The 26,489-nt window shown below is 43.7% G+C and carries 18 protein-coding genes; 5 read left to right on the forward strand and 13 right to left on the reverse strand.

What is annotated here, in order from left to right:
* Positions 1 to 1,015 precede the first annotated feature (1,015 nt).
* The 5 genes from cysI to NST58_RS21545 form a co-directional block, all read right to left on the reverse strand.
* Positions 1,016 to 2,740, reverse strand: a complete 1,725-nt coding sequence (cysI, locus tag NST58_RS21525; RefSeq protein WP_076281461.1) for an assimilatory sulfite reductase (NADPH) hemoprotein subunit — start codon at positions 2,738 to 2,740, stop codon at positions 1,016 to 1,018.
* A gap of 46 nt (positions 2,741 to 2,786) precedes the next feature.
* A complete protein-coding gene (locus NST58_RS21530; protein ID WP_339248792.1) occupies positions 2,787 to 4,643 on the reverse strand; it encodes an assimilatory sulfite reductase (NADPH) flavoprotein subunit in 1,857 nt (618 codons plus the stop codon).
* 234 nt (positions 4,644 to 4,877) lie between these two features.
* Entirely contained in the window at positions 4,878 to 8,138 is a 3,261-nt protein-coding gene (locus tag NST58_RS21535; RefSeq protein WP_339244173.1) for an ATP-binding protein, read from the reverse strand.
* On the reverse strand, positions 8,125 to 8,496 hold the full coding sequence (locus NST58_RS21540) for a response regulator (protein ID WP_076130763.1): 372 nt from the start codon (positions 8,494 to 8,496) through the stop codon (positions 8,125 to 8,127). The genes NST58_RS21535 and NST58_RS21540 overlap by 14 nt, the downstream gene beginning before the upstream one ends.
* Before the next feature lie 61 nt (positions 8,497 to 8,557).
* Positions 8,558 to 10,189 carry a diguanylate cyclase gene (locus NST58_RS21545; RefSeq protein WP_076130764.1) on the reverse strand — a complete coding sequence of 544 codons (1,632 nt, stop codon included), beginning with the start codon at positions 10,187 to 10,189 and terminating at the stop codon, positions 8,558 to 8,560.
* 217 nt (positions 10,190 to 10,406) lie between these two features.
* On the opposite strand from NST58_RS21545, the gene NST58_RS21550 reads away from it, so the two are divergent.
* Entirely contained in the window at positions 10,407 to 10,676 is a 270-nt protein-coding gene (locus NST58_RS21550) for an ACT domain-containing protein (protein WP_036685776.1), read from the forward strand.
* Positions 10,677 to 10,693: 17 nt separating this feature from the next.
* Positions 10,694 to 12,049 carry a PFL family protein gene (locus NST58_RS21555; RefSeq protein WP_248548616.1) on the forward strand — a complete coding sequence of 452 codons (1,356 nt, stop codon included), beginning with the start codon at positions 10,694 to 10,696 and terminating at the stop codon, positions 12,047 to 12,049.
* A gap of 89 nt (positions 12,050 to 12,138) precedes the next feature.
* Here NST58_RS21555 and NST58_RS21560 read toward each other — a convergent pair whose 3' ends face one another.
* On the reverse strand, positions 12,139 to 12,549 hold the full coding sequence (locus tag NST58_RS21560; RefSeq protein WP_248548519.1) for a hypothetical protein: 411 nt from the start codon (positions 12,547 to 12,549) through the stop codon (positions 12,139 to 12,141).
* A 207-nt stretch (positions 12,550 to 12,756) separates the two neighbouring features.
* On the opposite strand from NST58_RS21560, the gene NST58_RS21565 reads away from it, so the two are divergent.
* Positions 12,757 to 13,794: a glycosyltransferase gene (locus tag NST58_RS21565; protein WP_339244174.1), complete on the forward strand. Its 1,038-nt coding sequence runs from the start codon at positions 12,757 to 12,759 to the stop codon at positions 13,792 to 13,794.
* A 13-nt stretch (positions 13,795 to 13,807) separates the two neighbouring features.
* Positions 13,808 to 14,875 carry a glycoside hydrolase family 99-like domain-containing protein gene (locus tag NST58_RS21570; RefSeq protein WP_076301772.1) on the forward strand — a complete coding sequence of 356 codons (1,068 nt, stop codon included), beginning with the start codon at positions 13,808 to 13,810 and terminating at the stop codon, positions 14,873 to 14,875.
* A gap of 33 nt (positions 14,876 to 14,908) precedes the next feature.
* On the opposite strand, the gene NST58_RS21575 is transcribed toward NST58_RS21570, so the two are convergent.
* Positions 14,909 to 16,369: an MFS transporter gene (locus NST58_RS21575; RefSeq protein ID WP_076190510.1), complete on the reverse strand. Its 1,461-nt coding sequence runs from the start codon at positions 16,367 to 16,369 to the stop codon at positions 14,909 to 14,911.
* A 164-nt stretch (positions 16,370 to 16,533) separates the two neighbouring features.
* On the opposite strand from NST58_RS21575, the gene NST58_RS21580 reads away from it, so the two are divergent.
* Complete coding sequence (locus tag NST58_RS21580; RefSeq protein WP_076130769.1) at positions 16,534 to 16,953, forward strand: MarR family winged helix-turn-helix transcriptional regulator; 420 nt, start codon at positions 16,534 to 16,536, stop codon at positions 16,951 to 16,953.
* A 53-nt stretch (positions 16,954 to 17,006) separates the two neighbouring features.
* Here NST58_RS21580 and NST58_RS21585 read toward each other — a convergent pair whose 3' ends face one another.
* From NST58_RS21585 to NST58_RS21610, 6 genes are all read right to left on the reverse strand, one after another.
* Entirely contained in the window at positions 17,007 to 18,674 is a 1,668-nt protein-coding gene (locus tag NST58_RS21585; protein WP_339244175.1) for an extracellular solute-binding protein, read from the reverse strand.
* Positions 18,671 to 20,077 carry a response regulator gene (locus NST58_RS21590; protein WP_076215694.1) on the reverse strand — a complete coding sequence of 469 codons (1,407 nt, stop codon included), beginning with the start codon at positions 20,075 to 20,077 and terminating at the stop codon, positions 18,671 to 18,673. Before NST58_RS21590 ends, NST58_RS21585 begins: the two co-directional genes overlap by 4 nt.
* Positions 20,070 to 21,815: a histidine kinase gene (locus NST58_RS21595; RefSeq protein ID WP_076215698.1), complete on the reverse strand. Its 1,746-nt coding sequence runs from the start codon at positions 21,813 to 21,815 to the stop codon at positions 20,070 to 20,072. The genes NST58_RS21590 and NST58_RS21595 overlap by 8 nt, the downstream gene beginning before the upstream one ends.
* A gap of 134 nt (positions 21,816 to 21,949) precedes the next feature.
* Entirely contained in the window at positions 21,950 to 23,785 is a 1,836-nt protein-coding gene (locus tag NST58_RS21600) for an ABC transporter substrate-binding protein (protein ID WP_076190503.1), read from the reverse strand.
* A 91-nt stretch (positions 23,786 to 23,876) separates the two neighbouring features.
* A complete protein-coding gene (locus tag NST58_RS21605) occupies positions 23,877 to 24,773 on the reverse strand; it encodes a carbohydrate ABC transporter permease (RefSeq protein WP_036685756.1) in 897 nt (298 codons plus the stop codon).
* Between the two features lie 17 nt (positions 24,774 to 24,790).
* Positions 24,791 to 25,750, reverse strand: a complete 960-nt coding sequence (locus NST58_RS21610) for an ABC transporter permease subunit (protein WP_076130774.1) — start codon at positions 25,748 to 25,750, stop codon at positions 24,791 to 24,793.
* Between the last annotated feature and the right edge of the window lie 739 nt (positions 25,751 to 26,489).

Here is a 26,489-nt window from a genome sequence, read left to right on the forward strand (position 1 = left end):
TGTCGCTCGTCTATTGTTCCGATAGTCGGTTGCTTCTCTTTTATTTGGCTGTTCTGCTTTACTTCACTATTGCTCCTGCTGTTCTGCGTATTACTCTACAATTGCTCCTACTGAGCTAATTTCACTCTGTCCCACTATCTAATATGACCCTTTCACTACTCTAATGTTAGTCTACTACCGCTCGTCTGCGCTCATCTGCCGTTCTTTACCTTTTGAGCGCTTTGTTGTGATTTTCGGACTCAGATGACGCTATTTTTGCGATTTAAGCCGTTCTGAGCAACTTTCGGACTGGAGAGCCGCTATTCCTCTGAAAAAGGCCTATTTCGGCCTCTTTTCATCCCCATAACGGCGCTGGTGTCCGAATACTCGGCAAATTGGCAAGATTTCAGGAAATAAGGGCTCCTGAGTCCGTCACCTTGTTAATCTACTGCCGCTCGTCTATGCTCATAAACTGCTCTACTATCGCTCATCAACTACTCTTCTACTACTCTTCTACTTCTCTTCTGCACTCATCTGCTGCTCATCTGCCGTTCTTTACCTTTGGAGCGCTTTGTTGTGATTTTCGGACTCAGATGACGCTATTTTTGCGATTTAAGCCGTTCTGAGCAACTTTCGGACTGGAGAGCCGCTATTCCTCTGAAAAAGGCCTATTTCGGCCTCTTTTCATCCCCATAACGGCGCTGGTGTCCGAATACTCGGCAAATTGGTAAGATTTCAGGAAATAAGGGCTCCTGAGTCCGTCACCTTGTTAGTCTACTGCCGCTCGTTGCGCTCATCTACTGCTCATCTACTGCTCATCTACTGCTCTACTCATCTAATACTCATCTGCTACTCGTCTGCGCTCATCTGCTGCTTATCTACTGCTTATCTGCTGCTCTTTTACTCTTGTCTACCGTTCTTTACCTCTGGAGCATTATGTGTACGACACGACACCCCGCGCATCTAACTACGACCAAACCACAAAAATCCCGGCAGCCATCAACTGGCCCCGGGACATTTTTAAATCTACTTTCATTTAGTCATGGAAATTAAGTCCAGAGGTAACGGCTTTAACATAATCTGCACGGATCACGAAATCTCCAAAATGCTCGCCTTGTTGACGTTCTTTGGCATATCGGTGAAGAATAGGTTCAAGCGTCTCTAGGATCTCCTTCTCATCTATGTTTTCTTTATACATTTTATTGAGGCGATCACCCGTAAAGCCTGCTCCTAAATACATATTGTATCTGCCAGGAGCCTTGCCGATAAACGAGATTTCACCCAGCGCCGGTCTAGCACAGCCATTAGGGCAGCCGGTCATTCGGATCACAATTTCCTCGTCACGCAAACCAGCCTTATCTATAACAAGCTCCAGCTTATCTATCAACGAAGGCAGATAGCGTTCCGCTTCAGCCATCGCAAGTCCGCAGGTTGGCAGTGCTACACAGGACATGGAGCTGCGTCGCAATGCAGAAAGATGTGCTCCATCTGTTAGTCCATGCTGTTTAGCCAGCTCAGCTACTTTGCGTTTTTTGGCAGTAGTGACGTTGGCAATCGTTAGATTCTGATTCGGCGTTAGCCGGAAATCTCCAGTATGAATCTTAGCAATCTCCCGCAAGCCACTCATCAAGGTGTATCCTTCTTGGTCATGAATCCGTCCGCTTTGGATATAAAGTGTCAGATTCCATTTTCCGTTGGTCCCCTTCACCCAGCCGTAACGGTCTCCGTTGTGATCAAAATGATAATCACGTGCTGCTTCAAGCTGCCATCCGAGTCTTTCATGCAGTTCGTCTACGAACCAATCCAGACCATGGCGGTCAATTGTATATTTGAACCGTGCATTTTTGCGGACAGAACGATTACCATAATCCCGCTGGATCGTTACGGTCTTTTCTGCCACATCAATCAACTGTTCCGGACGGCAAAAACCAATTATACGTCCCAACTGAGGATAAGTACTGGTATCGCCATGAGTCATCCCCATACCGCCGCCTACAGAAACGTTGAAGCCGACTAGTTTCTCATTTTCCAGAATAGCGATAAAACCCAGATCTTGCGAGAATACATCCACATCATTAGAAGGAGGCACCGCTAGACCAATCTTGAATTTACGCGGTAAATATACCGGTCCATAGATCGGTTCTACTTCCGCACGTTCGCCTAAGCTATCTACTACCTTCTCACCGTCCAACCAGATTTCATGGTAAGCAGGCGTACGTGGTGATAAGTGATCACTTACTTTGCGCGCCCATTCGTAGACCTCTGCATGCACCTCTGACTGGTAAGGATTCGGATTACTCATTACGTTACGGTTAACATCGCCGCAAGCTGCCAGCGTCGTCATCAGCGTATCATTAATGCTGCGGATGGTTTTCTTAAGATTCCATTTGAGTACCCCATGCATTTGAAACGCCTGTCTGGTAGTCAGACGTAAGGTTCCATTGCCGTATTTTTGTGCCAGATCATCCATCACTAGCCACTGCTCTGGTGTCGCTACCCCGCCTGGGGCAACTACACGAAGCATGAACTGGAATGCAGGCTCCAGCTTTTGCCGTTCACGCTCGTTGCGTAAATCCCGATCGTCCTGCATATAGCTTCCGTGAAATTTCAGCAGCCGATTATCATCTTCCGGCAAGCCTCCGGTAATCGGATTGCTTAATGTCTCAACAAGCGCGCCCCGCAGATAGTTACTCTCTTGCTTAATGTGCTCAACATCGCTTGGAGGCCCGCCGATCGGCTTAACCTTTTCATTGTTTGCCATTGTTGTTATCTCCCCCCGAAGTCATTCGATAACTTTCCTCTATCCATTAGTAAACATCACGTTGGTAGCGCTGCGCCTGCTGCATATTATCCAAATAAGCTGCCGCTTCTTCAGGACTCAAACCACCCTCATGCTGGATGACAGTAATCAGAGCAGAATGAACATCATGTGCCATATGCTTCTCGTCTCCGCAAATGTAAATATGAGCTCCCGCTTGCAGCCATTCGTAGACCTCGCGGCTCTTTTCCAGAATGCGATGCTGAACATATACTTTCTCTTCGGTATCACGGGAGAAAGCAACATCCAGCTTAGTTAACAAGCCGTCTTTAAGCATTCTCTGCCAGTCCGTCTGATAGAGGAAGTCCGTCACAAAATGCCGATCTCCGTAGAACAGCCATGATTTACCTTCCGCCCCAAGCTCGCCACGTTCCTCCAGGAAAGAGCGGAAGGGTGCAACACCTGTGCCCGGTCCAATCATAATGATCGGTGCATCAGGATTCGTCGGAAGCTTAAAGTTCGGATTATGTTGAATGTAGATGGGCAACGTATCTCCCGGCTGGACTCTTTCAGCACAATGTACCGAGCAGACCCCATAACGCTCACGGCCATGTGCCTCATAACGTACAGCTCTAACCGTTAAATGAACCTCATCTGGATTAGCTTTATAGCTGCTGGCAATTGAATAGAGTCGTGCCGGAAGCTTGCGCAAAATAGTCACAAAGCTACTGGCCGAACCCTCCCATGGAGAGAAGTCCTGAACTAAATCGAGCAGATCGCGGCCTTGAATATATTCCTTAAGCTGTTGCGCACGTTCTGGCGACAATAGATCACTTAGTTGGTTAGAAGAAGATAACTTCGCCGCTTGTTCAAGTAACGGTTTGGTCAATACAGTGATTTCATAGTGGTGAAGAAGGGCCTCACGTAAGGTGCCGTCTTCCCCTTTTTTATTAAATGGAACAATATCATTAGAATTCCAGCCCATAGTATGAATAATAGCGTCTACCAATTCAGGATGATTCTCCGGATAGACACCCAGCGCATCCCCTGGTTCAAATTGTATGTTCGAGCCTTCTAGGGATAGTTCCAAATGGCGGGTCTCCCGGTCAGAACCACGTCCGTTCAGATTAAGGTTCTCTAATACTTCCGCTTTAAAAGGATTGTTACGGGTATACAAAGGCTCCTGAGAATTTGCGTCTTCCGCAGCTTGAACCGCTTTTGCCGCAATGGCCGGAGCATTTAAATGTGCATTTAACGCACTAATGACGCCTTCAAACCACTCGGTAACCGAATCATCATAATCAAGATCACAATCCACACGTGGACTTAACCGCTTGCCGCCAAGTTCCTCAAGCCGCTGATCGAAGTCCTTGCCGGTCTGACAAAAGAATTCATAGGAGGTATCCCCCAGTGCCAGCACTGAGAACTTCAGATTCTCTAATTGAGGAGCTCTTTTGCTATAGAGAAATTCATGGAACATCCGTGCATTATCTGGCGGCTCGCCTTCACCATGTGTACTGACCAGCAATAGGAGGTTCTCAACCTTCTTAAGCGCATTGGGCTTAAAGCTGTTCATCGCAGTGAGTGTGACCTGAAATCCTTGCTCCTCCAGCTTGCGGGACAAGCTCCCAGCCAGCCGTTGGCAGTTCCCTGTCTGGGACCCAAACAACACGGTCACTTCACGTGAAGCTGCAGGTTGACTAACGGCACTACCTTCCACATTTCCTATCGTATTTGATTGTACTGCTTGAACCCCGGCACCTGCCGATGGTGCAGTAGTAAAGCCCATGGCTGACAAATAACCGCTAAGCCATATTTGCTGTGTCTCCGTTAAGGATGGTAGAAGACGATTGAGTAGCTCGACTTGGCTCTCGTTAAAAGGACTGTTCGTTACCTGTAGTTGCAACAATATCCACCTCTCCTAAACATGAAATCTTCTGATGATCCGTACCTCATGAAATCAGGCTATCACAATAATTGTAAACGATCAATGATGTCGATTTACCCTAATAATTGTATTTTATTGAAAAATAATCTATAAAGTACTTAAAAACCGATCAAAACAGTATGATTTAACCTGTTTTGATCGGTTTCATTATAAAAAGTGATACTATTTATAAAATATTGTGATAAATAAAAGCTATAATTTTTGCTTACTTTCGGGAAATAACACCTCGCCGCTCCCCGTCTTAATCTTCACTATCTCCTCAAGCGTATTCGACAGCTCGCCGGGTGGATAAGGTTTAGTTAAATATTTTTGAATTACATCGTTTAATTGATTCTTATCCGATTGATCCAGAGCAGAAGAAATAACGATAGGTATATTTTCAGTTCTTGGATCTTCTTTAAGCATTCGGATCAAATCCCAGCCATCCAGCTCTTCACCCAACATCAAATCTACCACAATCGCCACAAATGGTGTTTTCAAGGCCTGATCAAAAGCTTGCTGTGGATGGTAATGATGGGTAACACGGAAGCCCTTCCCTTTAAGCTCTTCTGATAAAAGCAACGATAGACTGTAATCATCTTCAACGATCATCACATTAGGCTTGAGCTCTTTATCGGTGCTCCATTTATTAAGCTCATCCTGTTGCCGGCTCGCTTCCGCATGGAGGATAGGGAGGCTAAACCAGACGGTAGTGCCCTCTCCTTCAACGGAATCTATACCGATATTTCCCTTTTGCTTCTCAATAATCTCCTTACAGATGGCAAGCCCGAGTCCTGTTCCTCCAATTCTTTTAGAGGCGCTATTATCCACTCTTCTGAATTTTTGGAATAGCTGTCCTATTTGATCCTTAGGAATGCCAAGACCATTATCCTGGATACGTACAATAATTCTATCCGACTCGTTATGCAGCAGTACTTTAACTTCATTGTTATCAGGCGAGAATTTAATCGCATTACTTAACAGATTCGTCAGAACTTGGACAATCTTATCCTTGTCCACGTCAACATCCGCATTCAAAGCCTCATCCACTAGGAGTACATGATGGGTACTGCTCAGTTTATATTGATCAATTACGCCTAATACAATTTCACTGAGATTCAAATGCTCCGTGATATATTGCTGCTTACCTGACTCCATTCTCTGCAAATCAAGAAAATCATTAATGAGCTCCGTCAGTCGTTTAGCTTCTTTATGAATCGTCTCCAGATATTTAAGCTGCTTCTCAGGCTTCATGGTCTTAGATAATAACAGTTCTGTGAAACCAAGTACACTCGATAGCGGTGTTCTTAGCTCATGACTTACCGTACTGACAAGATCAGATTTCATAAGGTCCAGCTCATATTCTCTAGTGATATCTCTGTAGACAAACAATGTACCAATACGCAGTTCGCGACGGAATACAGGGATCGCATACACATCAATATGCTTCATCGATTCAGTTCCAATGGAGTATTGCATGCTGCTCGATTCCAGAGCATCCTCAGCAATCGCTTTTTCAAAAAACATCCGAAGTTCATGATTCTCATTCGAGTGCTCAATGAAATAATCCATCCATTTCTGACGGGGAATCAAAGCTCCTTCTGTCCACTCATAATTAAAAATGTTGCTCAACGCTTTATTCATCTGCAGGAGCATACCTTCTGTATTCACAAATTGTATGCCCTCGTTCACATTATTTACGATGTCCCGATTCAGCTTTCGTCCATGTTCAATCTCTTCATACATGAATAAACGTTCAATCGCCAGCGCTACGCGGTTCATCATCCCTTGAACCTCATTAATCTCTTCTTTGCTGAAGGAATGACCAATCCGGCTGCCACAGAACACTGCAAGAATCTCATCCTCTGCGTTCACAACAGTAGTGTAGAAGTCGTAAACATAGACCTCACTCGCAGAAATCCCTTGCTCTGATTGTGTGGCCAGGCGCTTGATTAGGTACGTTTTTTCCGCTTGCAAGCGATATAACATCTCATTATTCTCATGATCAAGATAACGCTCCACATTCTCCTGTGGAATGCCTTTCACAGCCGCGATATTATCTTTCACAAGCAGGAAGAAACTCGAATCAAAGGCATACAGGCGATGCATAAACTCAATAAACTTATCGGCAAATTCATGTTTATCCAAAGTATAAGTAATATCATGATTCAGCTGATTATTTAGCTCTAGCATCATCTTGGTCTGTTCTGTGTTTTTTAACGTTTCGGCTAGCTCCTGCTGCACGCTTTTCATTGAGGTGATATCGTTCGCAATAAGGATGTATTGATAAATCACACCCTCTTCATTCAGGTAAGGCACAATCGTCAGATGCAGCCAGATGGGCAATCCGTCTTTGGCTAGAATCTGCAGCTCATTGTTCCACACTCCGCCTGTATTTAATTTGTTAAAGATTTTCTGATAACCCTCATCAGAGAGATTATAAAGTTCAAATAACTTATAGGTGTAACCGATAATCTCAGACTTTTTATAGCGGGTATATCCACTTAAATTATCATTCGCGTAGGTAAAGACACCTTTAGCAGTAAGGATCCCCACCGCAGACGATTGATCCAAGGCTTTCATCATACTCTCAATTTCACTAAGCGAGCGCTGCAGCCTATATTGCTGATCCTGAAGTTCATCCTGCTGCGCATGCAGCTCTTCATTCTGCATCATCAATTCTTCTTCTTTATCTTGAATACTTCTAGCCATATTTAGAAAAGCATCATAAAGTCGGCCAATTTCATCTTGATTCTTAAGCTTGCCCAGAAGAATTTCTTCTCCTGCAGCCAGGGAATGGGTTGCCCCTTCCAGCTTCAGAATAGGATCTATTAGGTTCTTCAGAATCCGCCAGATCATAAAGGTGAAGATTAGCAGAATAATCGTGCTGAAAAAGAATGCGATAAAGGTAAACTCATTGGCACGTTTGATGTAATCCATAGCCATAGTATTTAATGCGGCATCGGATCGTTGCTTGTACTCTTTTGTATACATTAAAAAATCATTTACTGATTTCGTGTTGCCATCTGCGGATAGAGCTCTCAAAGACACATAATCGTCTGCCTCGACAAACCGAATCGCTTCCGGCAAAACTTTAGTTTTGTACTGAACATAAAAGGCCTTCAAACCATCTCTAAACAAAGCTTCTTCCGGAGATAAACTGAGATTAGAATAGGTATCCAGAATCTTATCAAAGTTAACAAGTCCTAAGTTTAAGAGCTCTAATTCATTGTTACTCTTAAGTGCGCTGAATCCCCTCGCTCGGAAAAAAACCTCATTTAACGCAGTCGCCAATTCGTTAATCGTGTCCGCCTTATTTTGCAGAACTTCACGGTCTCTACTTAATTTGTTCTGCTCATTGTTTATGAAAAACAAAAATACAGATCCCATAAGAATGATTAACGAAAAAACCAAGGCAATGATACGAAAATATCTATTTTTAATACTGTGATTAGAGCTGCTACCCTTTGTCACTTAGGATCCCCTCCACAATCTGCAAGAGTTCCATCGGACTAAAAGGTTTTGGCATAAAATAACGTGCGCCTGCATCTACCGCTCGAAGACGATCTACATCTTGGGCTTTGGCTGTTAACATTAAAATAGCTGTAGCCTTCTTTTTCTCATCATCCAGTTGACCTAGGACTTCAATCCCTGTCATTTCAGGCATCATATAATCCAATATCACCAAATCATAATGATCCTGTGACAATTTTGAAAGCGCCTCTAATCCGTTCTCGGCAGTGTGGATCTCCACGTCTTCCAAATCTTCTAAGGTGTCTACGATTAACATTCGTAATACTTCTTCATCATCCACTACCATTACCTTTTGCATAGCTGCCTAGTTCCCTCCGCTTTAGATCTCTCCTGGTGCTCACAACATATTCAGAACCCAATTAGAACAAAAATCTATGAGCCAACCGCTCTATCCTCGACAATAACTCAGGCATATGGACCGGTTTGACTACATAATCATCGGCACCCATCTGCAGGGCATGTACAATATCCGCCTGATTATTCCTTCCCGTCAACATGATCACTAATATATTTACTTCCGGATACGTTTTGCGGATTCTTTCCAGAACTTCTACTCCATCCAGATCAGGCATCACACCATCCAGCAAAATAATATACTTCTCATCCACGGCATACCAATCCGATTGCAGGAAATCAAGCCCATTCGCATAGCTGCTAACCTTCACCTCAGCAATATTCTCCGGCTCCCAAATGGCGAACTGACTGGTCACAATTCTCCGAATTAGCGTATCGTCATCCACAACAATCACATTCAGAACCGAATGCTTTTTAGTAGTGGATAAATGGTCCGAATAAAGCGTTGTCTGATTCCTTCCAGCATGCTTACTGGCATAAAGAGCCTGATCTGCTTCCTCAATCAATTTATCGGCTATATTCTCGGCATCTGTTACCTCAGAAATCCCGCTAGAGATAGTCACATGAAAGATTTCATTTTTCGCAAAAAAGTCAGTCGCCGCAAACCGCTCTTGAATACGTTGTATAACCAACATTGCAGATTCCGCATCCGTGTGAGGTAAAAATACTGCAAACTCTTCTCCCCCATAACGGCAAAAGGTATCCTCCAGACGGATGGAATTCTTCACAAGCTCGGAAAAGCCCTGCAGCACTTCGTCTCCGATTAGGTGACCATATGTATCATTAACGTTTTTAAAATAATCCAAATCAATCAGCGCTAACGAAAATACGCGGTTGGTCCGCTTAAAATCACCAATCAGCTGCTTCATGACTTGATTGAAGTGTTTGCGATTGAATGCGCCGGTCAAATCATCCACGATGATGGACTCCTGCCATTCTCTTTTGAGCTGAAAGCGATTTTTGATCAATACCAGAAATAAATCAATATCTACAGGCTTCGGTAAAAAATCCATCACCCCCAGCGAATACGCCTGCATTTGCGTCGCTTTGGAGTACTCCCCACTTATAATGATAATGGGAATTCGTTCTTTTTTAGCCTTGCCGATAATTTGGTTCAACACCTCAATCCCGCTTTTATCCGGTAAAAGAATATCCAGCAGAATGAGATCTGGTTTCGTTTCATAAAAGATTTTGAGTCCCCGTTCAGCAGATAAGGCAATGCTTACATAGTAATTCTGCCTCTCCAACGACTCTTTCAGATAAGCAACTAACTCTACATCATCGTCGATAAGAAGAATATCATTCTGCGTGAGCGTCTCAGCAGGTCCCTTTTTATCCAATGCTTTAACAGAGCTTGAAGCTGCCAATGAATGGACATTAAACAATGGAATCAGTGGATATAAATAATCCCCCCATTCCTCGACTGACCAACTCTTAAGACTGCTTTCCATGAAATAGGGCAGCGTATCCTCGGCAAATTGTTCGACATCTGGTAATCCGACAGTTCCAGCAGTGCCTTTTAAATTATGCAAAAAACGATAAATGTCCTTTTCCTTCACTTCCGCCTGTTCCGTCCATTCCTGGAGGGTCATCTTCGTTCTTTGCTCAACCATGTCTTTATATTTTTGTGTAGTCATATTTACTCCTTCAGACTATCATATCAAACTCTCAGTTCATCACATTTTTTATAGGCTGTCAAATGAATTTTCTATAATTTCAGCTGCCAAAATAAATATTTAATCAAACTGACAAAAAACCTTTGGTTGAAGCTTGTTTCATCATTTGCAATAATAGTTGGAATGGTTCATTCCGTATACACGGTGAAATCAACAAATACAAAGGGAGGCTGTATTCATGAAGGGGATTATTACTGTATTAGGAAAAGATAAAGTAGGGATTATCGCTAAAGTATGTACATATCTAGCCGAACACAATTTGAACATTCTGGATATTTCGCAGACGATTGTTCAAGATTATTTTAACATGATGATGATTGTAGACATTTCTAGCTCAACTAAAGCTTTTGAGAATATTGTAGAGGAATTACATTTGCTTGGCGAATCGATTGGCGTGGAAATCAAGCTTCAGCATGAGGATATTTTTAATATTATGCACCGAATCTAGGAGGATGGCTGACCATGATATCACTAGTGGAAGTACAAGAAACGAATAAGATGATTCGTGAAATGAATCTGGATGTGCGTACCATAACGATGGGGATCAGCCTCATGGATTGTGCCCACACGGATATGCGCACCTTTAATCAAAATGTATATGACAAAATCACCAGATCCGCTGAAAAGCTCGTAAAGACGGGTGAAGATCTGGAAAGACAATTTGGGGTTCCTATCGTTAACAAACGGATCTCTGTCACACCCATCGCTATTGCCGCTGGTGCGGTGAAGACAGATACCTATGTACCTGTTGCTGAAATCCTGGACAAGGCTGCAAAAGAGGTAGGCGTTAACTTTATCGGCGGCTTCTCTGCACTTGTACAAAAAGGCTGCACCAAAGGCGATCGTATTCTGATCGACAGTATTCCTGAAGCATTGGCAGTCACTGAAAGAGTCTGCTCCTCGGTCAATGTCGGTTCCTCCAGAAGTGGAATCAACATGGATGCTGTGAAATTAATGGGCGACATCATTATCCAAACTGCGGAACGCACCAAGGATCGGGATTCCATCGGCTGCGCCAAGCTGGTAGTTTTCTGTAATGCAGTTGAGGACAACCCTTTTATGGCCGGAGCATTTCACGGGGTTGGTGAACGGGAATGTGTCATCAACGTTGGCGTCAGCGGTCCTGGTGTAATCAAACGTGCGCTTGAAGAGGTTAGAGGGCAGGATTTTGAAACCTTATGTGAAACCATTAAACGGACAGCCTTCAAAGTCACACGTGTCGGTCAGCTAGTTGCTCAAGAGGCTTCCAAACGGATGAATGTTCCTTTTGGGATTATCGATCTATCCTTAGCTCCTACTCCAGAAATCGGAGATTCCATTGCCGAAATCTTTCAAGTCATGGGTCTGGAGGAAGCTGGCGCTCCGGGAACAACCGCTGCTCTGGCGATCCTAAATGACAATGTTAAAAAAGGTGGCGTAATGGCCTCCTCCTATGTAGGTGGACTTAGTGGAGCCTTTATTCCGGTCAGTGAAGATCATGGCATGATTCAAGCGGTTCAGCGGGGTGCCCTTACACTAGAGAAGCTGGAAGCTATGACCTGTGTGTGTTCCGTAGGACTGGATATGATCGCTATCCCAGGAAGCACTACCAAGGAGACCATTTCCGGCATCATCGCGGATGAAGCTGCAATCGGCATGGTGAATAACAAAACCACTGCGGTTCGCGTGATTCCAGTAATCGGCAAGGACGTTGGTGAAATGGTCGAATTTGGCGGCCTGCTCGGATATGCACCAGTTATGGCAGTGAATGGCTTCAACTGCGCGAACTTCGTTAATCGTGGCGGACGAATCCCTGCTCCAATTCATAGCTTTAAGAATTAACAGAAACCTCAAACAGCAAGTCCCTATTTGTACATAGGAGACTTGCTGTTTTTTTATATTCTAAAGCTGAGAATATTAGTTTATCTTGATTAAGCCCGTTGAATGCCGATATTAGGCGTTCCGCCAGTCAAATCGATAAATAATACATAATCATTTCCATCTGTGCCCTTCAGAACGAGACCAGTCTGACCTACAGCACCTACAGAAAAGTATCGAACCTGTTGCAGGCTGGTAGGAGCGCCTGGTGGCAATGTTGCTTGGTTCGTAGCGATCAACCGGGTTGCAGCTCTGATGGTGCCTGCCCCGCTAATTTCACCGGTTACCCCCAGATGACCGAGTATGGATTCACTGCCGTTCACATTTAGGCTTCCCATTATAGTCTGACTACCATTCAAATGCAGATTCGAATCGATAGTCTCATTTCCATTAACGTGCAGATCATTTTGAATGGTCTGACTTCCTGTAACTAGAACGCTATCGAAGGTTGGCAAGGCGATCATCCCTTTCAGGTTTTATAGTATATCTTATGTTAAACAAGCCAGCCCTGTCATAGATAGATATACAGCTTTCACTAAATCCGCTTTTTATCTTCGAGACTCTGATTAATGGTCTTATACCTAAAGTCAAAATAACCCCCTACACATATAATGATTAGCAAGACTCGGTGCTAGAGCGGACGACTGGCTCCACAGAATACAGGAGGAATTATGAAGAAGACAGCTAATAGGCTCACTCCTGAAAGGCCTTCAAGTCACGAAGTCACCATCAGCCAAGTTAATCCATCGCAACACCATAACCTCATCCTAGAGATGAACTCTTATAGAGCGGAACCTCTGCAACGGGAACTCAAACAATTAAGAATATTGCTGCTAGTTCCTACAGAGGCAAGCGGTAAAATGCCTAATGTACGACTTTTTAAAGATCAACTAAGGCATCTGGTCAAAGAAGTACTTGCTATTAAATTCCAGCATAATCTGGAGGAATATTTAGCCCATTTTCAACCTGATCTAATATTAGCTCTAGGATCGGAGACCCTATTTCCGGAGGAGAACCTCCCTGCTCTGAAAGCTTCCAACGTTCCCAAAGCGGTATGGATGGCAGATGCCGCTTGTCTTACTCCAACAGAACGTAATCTGGCATTGTTATTCGATTATATTTTCACACAGAACATAGCTAATCTGATCTATTACCAGGGTTTATGGGGCAAACACTCCAGCTATCTCCCATATGCTGCGGATACGGATCTCTATTATCCAAGACGTGTGGAGGACTGTTATCAGAGTGATGTACTCATTCTTGGCGATTTTCAAATCGATAGTGTGCTTTACACATTGGCGTATTCAGACCTACTTCAAGGCCTTAAGGTAATGATCGCCGGGCGTGGTTGGGAACCCCCCAGAAATTTCATTGATATCACCCATAGTGAAGATATGTCCAGCTATTATAATGGAGCAAAAATCGTCATCAATTGCACTGGTTCTGTGCAGCAGATTATGGAGGTCACCGCTTGCGGTGTATTTCAGTTAGTGGAGGATCATCCCCATCTTCATAATTACCGAATTGCAGAAGAAGATCTCGTTCGTTTCCAGAACTTCAAAGAGCTCTCCGATAGCTTTAAGCACTATTTTTCACATAGTGAAGAAAGAAGAATTTCTGCCTCTCGTGCCCTAAAGGAACTTAAATATAACCATTCTTATATCCAGCAAGGAAAGTTACTGCTGAGAAAAATATTCAAGGAACCATAGGGGGTGACCTGACTTGAAATGCATTGCTTTTGTATTGCCTCAGTTTCATCAGATCTCAGAGAACGATTCCTGGTGGGGTGAGGGTTTTACAGAATGGACAAATGTCAGGAAGGCTGCAGCCCTTTATCCTGAACATGATCAGCCCAAGAAGCCATTAAATAATAACTACTATGATTTAACGGATCCTAAAGTGAAACAATGGCAGGCAGAGACGGCAAGGGCTCATGGCATTTACGGTTTTTGTTATTATCACTATTGGTTTAATGGCAGGCGGCTACTGGAACAACCGGTTCAGCAGATTCTTGCGAGCAAAGAGCCTGACTTCCCCTTTTGCCTTTCTTGGGCTAACGAACCCTGGACACGTAGCTGGGATGGTACCGAAGAGGATGTCCTGATGCCACAGGAATACGGAGAAGAACGGGATTGGCGAATGCACTTTTTTGCTTTGCTGGAAGCCTTCAAAGATGATCGTTATATCCGGGTGGAGGATAAGCCTGTCTTTATCATTTATCGATCTGCTAGTATCCCGCACTGTGAAGAAATGCTTCAATATTGGCGCGAATTGGCTCTGCAGAACGGACTTAAAGGACTTCATCTGGTCCGGACACTGGGCGGTTTCCCCCTAAAGAAAGAGCAAGGATTCGATGCCAGTCTGGAATTTGAGCCGCATTACACATTCGCACATGGCGGGGTTAAGCATTTATGGAGCTCAAAGCAGGTGGAGGATCAGAGGCATATCGTAATTGATTATGATGAGTTATGGGAATCCATGTTGGAGCGGACACCCCATAGAGACGGAGAAATCATATATCCGGGAGCCTTTGTCAACTGGGATAACACACCACGTAAAGGCCCTGCCGGACAAAGCACCTTAGGCGCTAATCCTCAAAAATTCGGCCAATACCTTTCACGACAAATTGAGCGCGCCAAAAAAATGTTCAAAAGTGAATATATTTTTATCAACGCCTGGAATGAATGGGCTGAAGGGGCCTACCTAGAACCGGATGTACGTTATCAATATCAATACTTGCAAGCCGTTAAGGAAGCCTTACAGTTTCATCACAAAGAAGATCCTTCTTAGCCGTAGCGCCAGAAGGATCTTTTTCATTTTATGTTATCTTTCAGATGACTGCACTTTGGCACTTCTTGCACTCACCAATCTCCAGCCAGTTAATAAAGCAGCCACTAGACATATCGATGCCGAGGTTACAAACACTACATGCATGCCCTCGATAAATAACTCTGGCCGACCAGGAACTAGCCCTGTCACCCTATAGCCGGCTTTACTGCTCATCACTTGAAAAAGTATTGTAGTAGCAATTGTTATGCCGACAACCATACCAACATTACGAACTAACGAATTGACACTACCCGCAGAACCAAGCTGTGTTCTTGGTACCTTAGACATGACAAGCGAATTGTTCGGCGATTGAAATAGACCACTTCCTATCCCCAGCATAGCGATCCACACACCTACCAGCACAACAGAGCTTCCTACATGAAGCTGTGCTAATCCGAACTGCGCAATAACCATGACCACCAGCCCTGCAAAAGTCAAAAATTCCGAGCCTATTTTATCCGATAGCGCTCCACTCATTGGAGCCACGACTACCATACATATCGGCAGCAGCATTAACAAAAAGCCTGCATAGAATGGCGATAAATTAAGCATGTTCTGTGCATAAAACGGCGCGATAATATTGAAGCAGAAATTCGCTGTAAATACGAGAAAACCACATAAGATACTTAAAGAAAACAACGGATTCTTAAATAATGACAGCTGCAACAGCGGTTCTTTTCTGCGAAGCTCCATCCATATGAAAGCAACGAAGCTGACTACAGCAACAATTATTGATGTAACAATTAAGCTGTTACCATATCCAAGCTGTTGACCTAGTAATAATCCTGCGAACAAAGTAATAATAAAGACAGCGAACAGTAAACTGCCCGGCACATCAATCGAAGATTTCACTCTCGTTAAATCCTTAGGCAATACCTTCCAGCCAAAAAATATAGCGATCAGGCCAATAGGGACGTTTACCCAAAAGATATACTCCCAGCCTAAGGTGGAAACCATAATCCCGCCTAAACTTGGGCCAGCTATACTTCCCAGAGACACGAATGTACCAATGAAACCAAGGGCTTTGCCACGCTCCGTGGCAGGAAAGATATCCGTAACAATTCCCTGACTGTTCGCCATGGTCATCGAAGCACCTAAGGCTTGAACAACGCGTGAAGCAATTAAGGCTGGTAAGCTTACACTAAGCCCACACAGCATAGATCCAATAACAAATACAATCGTGCCAATCTTAAAAATTCGAATCTTTCCTACGATATCTCCAAGCTTGCCGAAGAAAAGGATCGCCGCACAGATCGCCATTAAATATCCTGTTGTTACCCATTCGATTTGCGCCATGGGCAGCTTCAGTTGTTTGGATAGCTCAGGCAGAGCAATATTGACAATACTACCATCAAGGGTGGACATGAACGTAAAAATATTCAGAACAATTAAGATCATCCAGCGTTTCTTCTGAATTTCTTTATCCTCCTGATAGGTTGCACTTACAGAACTCATAACTAACACCTCATTAAATATTAATAATCACTGTTTAGTTGCGCACGCAACCAAACTCACCATACCCAGTGTACAACAATTTAGTTGCGTGCGCAACGACTTTATTGTACACTTTATTTCAAGGCAACAAATGAGCGAACATATAACCCAAAGAGGTGTCTATATTGGCAAGAGAGCCTATCGGGAAGCTAATTTCCCATCTTCACCGTCAAAATCAAAAGAAACTGGTTAAGCAATTTGTCCCCTATGGAATCGGTAGTGGTGGACAGCATAGCTTTCTTAAATTGATTCTTTCTCGGCCAGGCATTACTCAGGATCAGTTAACTGCCGAATTGAAGTTCGATAAAGCAACTACAGCACGTTCTGTGAAGCAATTAGAGAATTCGGGATATATCGAGCGCAAAGACGATCCTAATGATCGACGCTCTCACCTTCTATATCCTACCCCAAAAGCCATTGATTTCTTCCCAGTTTTACAGTCCATCTTAGATGAATTTAATAAAAGCCTTGTTGGCCATTTAACCGATGAAGAAGTAGAGCAACTACATTTCCTGCTGCAAAAAATCAGCAAAAACGAAGAATAGAACATAAGAAAAAGGATGTCCCACAGCCATTAGGCTGTTGAGACATCCCACGTTTACTTTTGCTTTACGAGCTCAGTAACTTCTTCCGTAATCTCTTCTCCGCCCATACTCTTCCATTTAGCTACAAACGCATCAAAATCACTAAGCGGTGAATCACCCACAATGATATTTAAGAACGTCTCATTCTCCAGATTCTGCAGTTCCGGCCATTTAGTCTTCATAAGCCGGGTGTTCCCATAAAAGACCCCACGCACTCCCTCTATAGCAGTTGAGGTTAACACAGCTACTCCATATTTATACGCATTCGCTGCTTTCCAGCCTTCAAGATCTTTTTTGGGCTGCTCTGTTTCCGCTACCCATTGATCATAAATGAGCCGGGTATCAGAATTTAATGTATCCGGGTCTATCTTTCCGTGCAAAGCCTGCTGGATATCAGCATAATGTTTCTCAATCGCATCCCTATAATCTATCAGAAGATCGAACGGATAATAAGCACGCAGCTGAATGCCTGTCTGCGCAGAGAAATCACCCAGCTTTTTTACCTCCTCTTGATTAGGATCCTGTCTTCTTTCGAGTCTTGTAAACACGTTTAATTGCTTGATTACAGCCTCAGGATGTTCAAACCCTTTACGCACAACAAGATATCGATCTGTTACCGGCGCTAAATGAGCGACAAACTTACCGGAATCGTCAACTGGAGCTGCATATGCTCTCCATTCTGCCTTCGTATCCAAAGCCACTGCCTCTGATAAAGGATAATAAGGCATCCACCAAGGACCAAAAAACATCCCGGATTTACCTGTAATAATAGGCTCCTGAGTTTCCTTATATAGTGCAAAGTCCGGATCCAGCAACCCGCGTTTATACCAATCAGCAAGTTTAGCAAGCGCTTGTTTGGTCTCTGGTGTAATAGAGCCATACACGATATTGCCGTTGTTATCCTTAATCCAATTCGTGGGGAAAGCGTGAAATGCACTAAACACAGCATCCAGACCATTAACTAATGGTTTAGTTCCATATACGATATTTTTGTAGCCGCTTAGACCGACGGTATCTCTTTTTCCATTTCCATCAGGGTCTTTTTCAATAAAAGCTTTGGCAATTTTCTCGATGTCTTCAAAAGTTTGAGGAGGCCGCAGCTCCAGCTTCTCCAGCCAATCCTGACGTACCCAGAGCAGCACGGGAGAGTCAGCATCAATAGCTACATTCGGTAATCCATATAGTTTACCATCGCGGGAAGCGTCCTCTAATGCCTCACCCTTTGTAGAATTGTACATATCCTTGATAAGTTCAGATCCATATATTTTATAAGTCTCTGTCAAATCTTCAATCATATCATTATCAATTAATTTCTTCAGTTGATCACGATCCACAACCATGGCATCAGGCAAATCGTTGCTATCAATGGCAAGCTGTACCTTTTGCGTAAAAGCATCCTCACCCTTCGCTTCCCAGGAGTGAACCACTTTGATATTCGTAATGCTCTCTAAATAACGGGTGATTGGATTGTTATCGTTGCTGTCACCTGTATTAAGCCGCGAGTCGGGAACCTTAAACCCTACTCGGATCACAATCGGATCCTCATATTTGCTATAAGCGATAGAAGTAGCTTCATCCCCTGCCTGAGGGCTTGCAACCGAATCTACAGTACCGATATTGTCACGACATGATGTCATTCCAATGACCAGACACACTAGGAGGATAGATTTCCAAAATTTCATATTTGGTTTTTCCCCTCCGCACGGAATTCACTTGGTAATTTACCAATACGTTCTCTGAACAATCTGCTAAAATAACGATCATCCTCAAAACCGGACCGCGAAGCAATCTCACAGACGGGAAGTGTAGTCTCCAGCAGCAGTGATTTGGCAAGCTCCAGCCGCATTCCCCGTAAACATTCACCAAATGTCTCTCCGGCAAAACGAGCGAAACATTGGCTGAAATAACCACGGCTCATATTAATGACGGCTGCTACGTCGCTCTGATTGATTTTGTCACCTGCATGGCTCTGCATATAACGAACTGCACGAATAAGACAGGACATAACCTCTTTAGTTAATCCAAGTTCCAGCATTCTTCGTCCCACATGATCAGAAAATCGCCGCAGCCAGTTCTTCCAATGGCACCAGTTCAGATTATGGGAGATGTCCCTTTCCAGTTGAGCAGCATCTTCAGGCTTTAAAAGTAAAGAACTCCAGCTTTGTATTAGAGAGTGTGCAAACGCCAGAAACTGATCAGAACGGGGTTTCTGCTGAAGTATGTTTGCTACAAATTTCTCCCACTCATTTCCATCAATTGTCCACTTCAAATTCTGTGCTTGCTCCAGCAGATTATCCGACTCTTGTTTTGAGTAGGGAGCCGCTGGTTCCTTCTTTATGTCTTCATATTTCAATGAGGTCAAATCCTCAGGTTCAGGATGATAAAATAGAATACGGTGTAATTTCGCAGTGAGCTGTTCCTCCAGTTCCTGCAAGGGTTGATCTCTCAATCCACTGATCAGCGCGGTCTGCCATCGTCCGGATAGCTGGATCTTAAGCTCACGTTTGCTCTCATCTATTGAGAAACGATGTAATAAGGGCGACATCCACATCTCATGAAAAGTAATGAGCGGATTATTTTTCACGCTGGACAGCTGAAATAATTCTTCTTCATTGCACTGATGATATAGGGGCAAATACAGCAGAGCCTTATCAGCAGCCATACGTTTACTTTCCCCACGAACCAGCGCATCCCGTGTATTGTCCTCCCATTTAATACGATCGACAAGACGTCTGATGGTTTCATCCGCATTTTCCATCTCAAGCAGTGTTTTTACAATATAGTCAACGGCTCCTAAACGCATAGCCTCCTGAACATAGTCAAATTCATGATGACAAGTAAGGACAACACAGCGAATGCCTGCGAACCGTTGTCTAACCATTTTAATGAGCTCGAAGCCTGAAATGCCTGGCATGGTCAAATCCACAAATAATAAATCTACTTCCTGCTGTTGAAGCAGCTCCAAAGCAGATTTACCATCACCTGCCTCCCCAACTATAACAATCCCTAAGGATGACCAGTCGATCAGGGAAATGAAGCCTTTTCGCACGAGTCTCTCGTCATCGACAACTACAGCCTTAATCATCGAAGTCCTCCTTACCTTTCCTCGGAATCACAATGGATACAACCGTACCTTCTCCTGGATTACTGAACATCTCTAGCTTCATTTGTTCTCCATAATAGGTTCTAAGCATCCGGTTTACATATGAAAAACCAATTCCAAGTCCCCTTTTTTTCGCTCCATCATCAGACAACAGCTGATCTAATGTATCTGCATCCATCCCAGCGCCATTGTCTCTCACACATAGCTGAACCTCTCCTTCACCATGTTTCGTTATCTCAACATCTACCTTGCCATTATCGCTTAATCCATGATAAATCGAGTTCTCCACCAGAGGCTGAAGCAAAAATCTCGGGACAGCCACAGACAATACATCCTCATCAGCTTCAACGTTAAATTCAAATTCATAATCATAACGAATACGCTGCAGCTCCATATAATTTCGAATCGCTTCAATTTCCTCGCCAATGGTAACAATGATGCTTTGCTTGCCCAGATTATAATGCAGCACCTTTACAAGAAGAGTGACCAGCTTGTCGATCTCCTTCTGGCCGTTTAACCGGGCCATCCACTGTACCGTATTTAAGGTATTATGCAAAAAATGAGGATTGATCTGGCTGAGCAACTTCTCAATCTCAAATTGGCTTTTCTGTTTCTCATTATGGGCAACCGCAACAATCAGCTCATTCACCTGTTTTTTCATCTGCTGAAAGTTGGTAAGCACGAAATCAAATTCTTCCACATTCGTATAGGCTACCGGAGCGGTAACATTTTCCGCCATTCGGTTGATTTCAAGGTTGACCTTACGCAACGGACCATAAATTTTCCTCCAGATGATCCAAGCCAGAAATCCGGCAAAAAGAAGGGTGGAGAAGGCAAGTAAGATCATTTTATAAAACCAAGAATAAATTTCACTGTTGAATTCTGATTTTTTCACAACGGCAATAAGCTTCCAGCCCTGAGGACTCGCGTAACGAAACAGATGATATCCACTTAGCGTTTCATGGGTGAGATTGGAGTTGCTTCCCGCAGCTTTAATAATACTTAGCGGAAGTTTGCCATCGATCACTTTTGTACTATTACCTTGCTGATTGACCAGCAGATGATTTACTTTCATCCCGTAGGACTCCTGATTGAAGATTTTGCGAAACAAACTATAATTCGTCTCCAAATAAATATAAAGCTTATGCTGGCCCGGCACACGGACAATCCGCTGCTCCGAGAATACGAGATTATCACCAACAGCGTACATAGTGGGATGTGGTCCATAATAGTCAGCCCCGTTATATCGCATAAAAGACGGCAATGTACTGATATCAAAATTTCTGCGTGCGCTCATGTTGGTGAACAGAACGGGATCATCGCTGTCCGGCATAATGTAGGCTGTAAGTCCAATATAAGGGTTCGTAAAATTGACTAGATTGATCTTCTGGTTGATGGAATTCATCATTTGCGATTTGCGAAAAATTTGTTTTTCCTGAATAAATGAGGACATCTCCTGCACAATCTGACCGTCCAGAGCAAACTGTTTGGAGGCAAAATCCATATTGTCGATGGCATTCTCCAGGCTTGAGGCTTCCTGTCTCAGACTAGCGCTGATCCCGTTGCCAATTTTACCTGAAAGGATGGAGTAAATAGAGGTGTAGGTTACGAATCCTACTAAGAGAAGCGGAAGTAATGTTCCGATTACTAGATAGATAAATAAGGTATTGCGTAAGGATTTGACAGCTGGAGTATGACTCCGCAGGGGTACTCTTACCATCTGGATTATCCTCTTCTTTCTATTTGAAAGCGTTTTATATTAATGTGAGAATACCACATTTATCCTTAATTGAATAGAATAAGGCAGAACAGCCTCCACGCCGCCCCGCCTTATTTTATAGTTACTAGCCGTGTTTATTTAACGCTTTTACGGGCCTCGAACAATTCCTCAGCCTTTTTAATCGAGAAATCCATAACTTCGGAATACCCAAGACCATTTACCTTATCATGCATTTCTTTATTCAACTTGTCGTATTCCGCTTGATCTTTAGCAAAGACCATTTTCCAGGAAATCTGTTGAATAACCGTGCCGATTTGTTTATTCTTTTGTTCCACTGTTTTATCCATGGTTAATGGTTCTTTGCCAGTGAAGCCTTGTGGTGCTACAGCCAATAGATTGTTTTTCTCAAAATACTCCTTAGGAGTCAGAACGCCCATTTTCGCTCTCCAGTCACTATCAAGCTTGGAAGGGTTACGTTCTAGGGTTGTTGTCCACAAATTATGATCGAATGGCTCACTATTCTCTGGATTCACCATCGCCGGAACCACAAACGAGAAGTTCATTTGATTGGAGCCATAGTAGTAGTCACCCCCGCCGTATTCAGCAGGAACTTGAGTATTCTGTTGATCAGTATAAGCTTTCCAACCAAAATCAGTCACTGCAGGTTTGCCGTTTGCATCAATATCCCAAGTCAGACCTTGAGGTCCGTTAGGTACTGCTGTACCACTTCCTGCAGAAATCATTGCACCTTCCGGTGTGTACATCCAGTTAATGAATTCCATAATTCTAGCAGGTTCCTTAGCTTTTGCGCCGATTGCAATAATACCGTTACCACCGTAAACATTGAAGCCTGTGGAATACATCAATTCATCTTTGAACGGAACCAGCGCAAAACCTTTACCTTCGGCTGTTCTTTCTGGTGTATTGTAGTTAGCAGCTCCAAGCCATGGGAACCAAGAGAACAATAGACGACCATCTTTGTATTTCGCTACAACATCGTCAAATTTTTGCGTCATAGAGTCCGGATCAACCAGACCCATTTGGTTAGCTTCAAAATACAGTTTGAGTGATTTCATGTACCAGCTATCTTCGGATAAGAAGTCATAATACTTTTCTTCATCTGCCTTAACATACACAGCAGTATCAGGAATTTCGTCATAGCCCATCATGTTAGCGAACTGTTTAGCCAATGTCATTTTATAGTTGCCATCCCAATCAGACCACATCGAGAAAGCATAGGTTTTTTTGCCTTGTTCATTCTTAGGCTCGAGCTCTTGCATTTTTTTCAGCACAGGCAGATAATCTTCAATCTTTGTAATTTCTGGCGCTCCAATTTGTTGGTAAAGATCAAAGCGCAGGTCTGGACCCCAAGTCATATCTTTTCCTTCGGAGGGTCCGGAAGGGTTAGAAGCTACGCTGTTCCCCATACCAAAGACTGATGATCCACCGCCAAAAGCTACCTTTGCTTTCTCAATAGCTTTTGGAAAAGTGCTGGAAATGTCTTTTCCGTATTTGTCCAAAAGACCGTCCTGTGTCCAGTCCAAGAGCAGCTTTCCTTTGATGGCGTTTGGATAGTGGTTCTTGTCGTCACCGAAAATGATGATATCTCCAAGATCTCCGGAAGCCATCATTGCAGAGATTTTGGTATCTCCACCAGTCAGGTTTGAAGCTACAATGTCCATTTCGATGTTGAACTTATCCTTGATGATTTTTGCAAACCATCCGGTCTGTGGACCGGCATAGTTAGCGGTTGTTGAGAATACAGTCAGCTTCAGCGGCTTGGAATGATCAAGCGCTCCGTCATCCGGTGCTGCTGTCTCTTCCGCCGGGGCATTCGTGGCAGCCGACGTAGGTTTCTCTGTGCTCGTGTTTTTGCCCGAGTTAGCCGCATTATTCCCCCCGCCACATGCTGCAAGAACGAAGACCAGAATTACGGATAGCATGACAAGCGATGCTCTTCTTAATCTCATTGCTTTATACCCTCCCTTTCATCTCTTCACTTATAGTTCAACTCTGCTTATAACAGAGGAAAACCCAGTTCTAGTCCAGAGCGGCCACCCATCAGCCTTTAACCGCACCGATCATAATTCCTTTGACGAAAAAGCGTTGGAAGAACGGATACACGATCAAAATCGGCAATACAACGATCATCGTTACAGTCATCCGCACAGAGGTTGGAGTCTGCATATTCGCTGCACTAGCGGCCATATCTGGCGAATTACGAATTAAGGCTGCGAGCGAACTGGATTCGTTCAAATAACGCCATAATAAGAACTGGAGCGTAAAGTATTTCGTATCTGTCATCAGAAACGCCGTATCAATAAAGGCATTCCACTGATTCACCGCTGAGAAAATCGTAATCGTAGCCAAGATAGGTGTTGTAAGAGGAACAATGATACTCCAGAACACCCGGAAGTAACCTGCTCCATCCATTGACGCCGACTCCTCAAGTGAGGGCGGAATTGCCTCGACGAAGGTTTTGACCAAAATGATATTAAAAGGAGTAATAATGGTTGGCAAAATATAAGCCAGGTAATTATTAGTCAGATGCAAGTTATGCATGGTGATATACCATGGGATCAGCCCTGCGCTGAAATACATCGTAACTACAACACTGCGGTACCAAATACTCCGGCCCCACATTTCCTTTTTGGTGAACAAGTACCCAAGAAATGCCGAAGATCCAACGGTGAGCAAAGTACCAACAACTGTTCTATAAATAGAGACTGTAGCCGCATGACCTAAACCACTGATTCTTAGAACCTTACTATAGTTATCAAAATGGATCTGCCTTGGATAAAATTTGATATACCCTGCTGCGCTAAGATCATTCGAACTGATCGTATTAATGAACAAATAGTAGAATGGATAAATGCATGACAGGGTGAACAATCCAAAGAGTGTGTAGATAATAATTTGAAAGATTAATTCTCCAGAAGTTAGTTTTTTCTTTCTCAAATGGGATCACCCCTGCCTTAAATAATAGATTCGTCACGCACCATCTTGGATAATGTGTTTGCCGCGAACAGTAGAATTACACTAACGACCGACTTCAGCATACTGACAGCTGTGGCAAACGGAAAGTTGTTAGCGAACGCAATATTGTATACATAAAGATCCAGCACTTCTATGGAATCTTTATTCATCGCATTTTGAAAGGCAAAGTACTGCTCCATCCCGTTATTGACCAGGTTACCTATGGAGAGCAGCAGTAGGACAAAGAAGGTTGGGATAAGACCCGGAATGGTAATATGCCAGATTTTACGGAACCGGCTTGCACCATCCACCTCTACGGCTTCATACAACTCCTGATCAATGCCTGCGATTGCAGCAAGATAGAGAATGGCACCCCAGCCTAACGATTTCCACCAATACCAAATGATCATCGTGACCCAAATATTTGAGCTGGAGGCTAAAAAGTTATAACCCTCATCAACGATTCCAAGCTGCACTAAAATGTGTGTGATGACCCCGTTATCAACGGAAAACAACGAGAAGGCCAATGCATATACCAGAATCCAGCTGATAAAGTTCGGAATCGTGGTTAGCGTCTGCACCATCTTGCGATACCAGCCTGACTTAATCTCGGTCAGAAAAATCGCAAAGATCACTGGAAATATCGAGGTAATTAGTCCAAGTGAGCTCATGGCAAGTGTGTTCTTCAGCACGCGCACAACCTCTGCGGTCTGTGTTGGATTGGATACAATCGTCTTGAACCATTTCAACCCGACATATGGCGTGTCAGACAACGGTATTCCGGGAATGAAATCATAAAATGCATAAATCCATCCGCTGATCGGCAGATAATAGAAAATAAAGGTGACAACAAGAAACGGAAAAGCCATGAAGAACAACTTATGTTTGTTCTTCATCTTCCAGCGGGATCGATGAACCGGATCGACGCTGGGAAGTAATTCACCAGAAGGTACCCCCATGTCGGAATCTCCTATACCCAGATTTTGATTACGTTTTCATAGTATCAGAACCTTTACGTATGACGAGATAGATCACAGAACGGCCTCACTGGAGAACCGTCTGATGCTTGTGAACCAAATTCGCATCTATTTCGACCATTTTCTACCTAATCGCTATGGGTCTAGTGATGGAGAGCCTACATGCCTTTGGGCTTATAAAAAGCGGCAGGATGACGGAAATTTCCGTCATCCTACCGCTGAAAGAGATGGTTTCCTAAGGAGCGCTTGGGAGCTATGGGCAACTAGACTCTCCTCGTTCACTACATCAACTATGGTGCGCTTTGTCCTCTTCGTCCGCTACATCAACTATGGTGCGCTATGTCCTCTTCGTCCGTTACATCAACTATGGTGCGCTATGTCCTCTTCGTCCGTTACATCAACTATGGTGCACTATGTCCTCTTCGTCCGTTATGGTTTTTCACACTTCATAGTTTTGGCATAGGACCCAGGTGCACTTATTTCCGGGTTTCAACACATTCCCTCATGCTATCGGACTCAGGTGCAGCTATCCACACAAATATAGCCCAAATACGAGCATATGCATGCCGATAAGAGCTATACAGTCCGAAACTACGGCAAAGTAACTCAAAAATCACCAATAGCGACTCTACGGTCCGCAACACACTTCATGCAGCGAAATCAGGCACTCTTCTCTCGAGAATTCATCGCATTCCCTCATACTGTCTGACTCATTCTTGGA

The organism is Paenibacillus sp. FSL R10-2796, assembly GCF_037965315.1.
GTDB classification, from domain to species: Bacteria; Bacillota; Bacilli; order Paenibacillales; family Paenibacillaceae; genus Paenibacillus_AQ; species Paenibacillus_AQ odorifer.

What these genes read in the sequence shown, in the direction of transcription:
- NST58_RS21545 (WP_076130764.1), bottom strand. Translation starts at nt 10,189, where the DNA reads ATGACTACACAAAAATATAAAGACATGGTTGAGCAAAGAACGAAGATG.
- NST58_RS21610 (WP_076130774.1), bottom strand. Translation starts at nt 25,750, where the DNA reads ATGGGGGTACCTTCTGGTGAATTACTTCCCAGCGTCGATCCGGTTCAT.
- NST58_RS21540 (WP_076130763.1), bottom strand. Translation starts at nt 8,496, where the DNA reads ATGCAAAAGGTAATGGTAGTGGATGATGAAGAAGTATTACGAATGTTA.
- cysI (WP_076281461.1), bottom strand. Translation starts at nt 2,740, where the DNA reads ATGGCAAACAATGAAAAGGTTAAGCCGATCGGCGGGCCTCCAAGCGAT.
- NST58_RS21600 (WP_076190503.1), bottom strand. Translation starts at nt 23,785, where the DNA reads ATGAGATTAAGAAGAGCATCGCTTGTCATGCTATCCGTAATTCTGGTC.
- NST58_RS21560 (WP_248548519.1), bottom strand. Translation starts at nt 12,549, where the DNA reads ATGATCGCCTTGCCAACCTTCGATAGCGTTCTAGTTACAGGAAGTCAG.
- NST58_RS21550 (WP_036685776.1), top strand. Translation starts at nt 10,407, where the DNA reads ATGAAGGGGATTATTACTGTATTAGGAAAAGATAAAGTAGGGATTATC.
- NST58_RS21575 (WP_076190510.1), bottom strand. Translation starts at nt 16,369, where the DNA reads ATGAGTTCTGTAAGTGCAACCTATCAGGAGGATAAAGAAATTCAGAAG.
- NST58_RS21565 (WP_339244174.1), top strand. Translation starts at nt 12,757, where the DNA reads ATGAAGAAGACAGCTAATAGGCTCACTCCTGAAAGGCCTTCAAGTCAC.
- NST58_RS21585 (WP_339244175.1), bottom strand. Translation starts at nt 18,674, where the DNA reads ATGAAATTTTGGAAATCTATCCTCCTAGTGTGTCTGGTCATTGGAATG.
- NST58_RS21595 (WP_076215698.1), bottom strand. Translation starts at nt 21,815, where the DNA reads ATGGTAAGAGTACCCCTGCGGAGTCATACTCCAGCTGTCAAATCCTTA.
- NST58_RS21590 (WP_076215694.1), bottom strand. Translation starts at nt 20,077, where the DNA reads ATGATTAAGGCTGTAGTTGTCGATGACGAGAGACTCGTGCGAAAAGGC.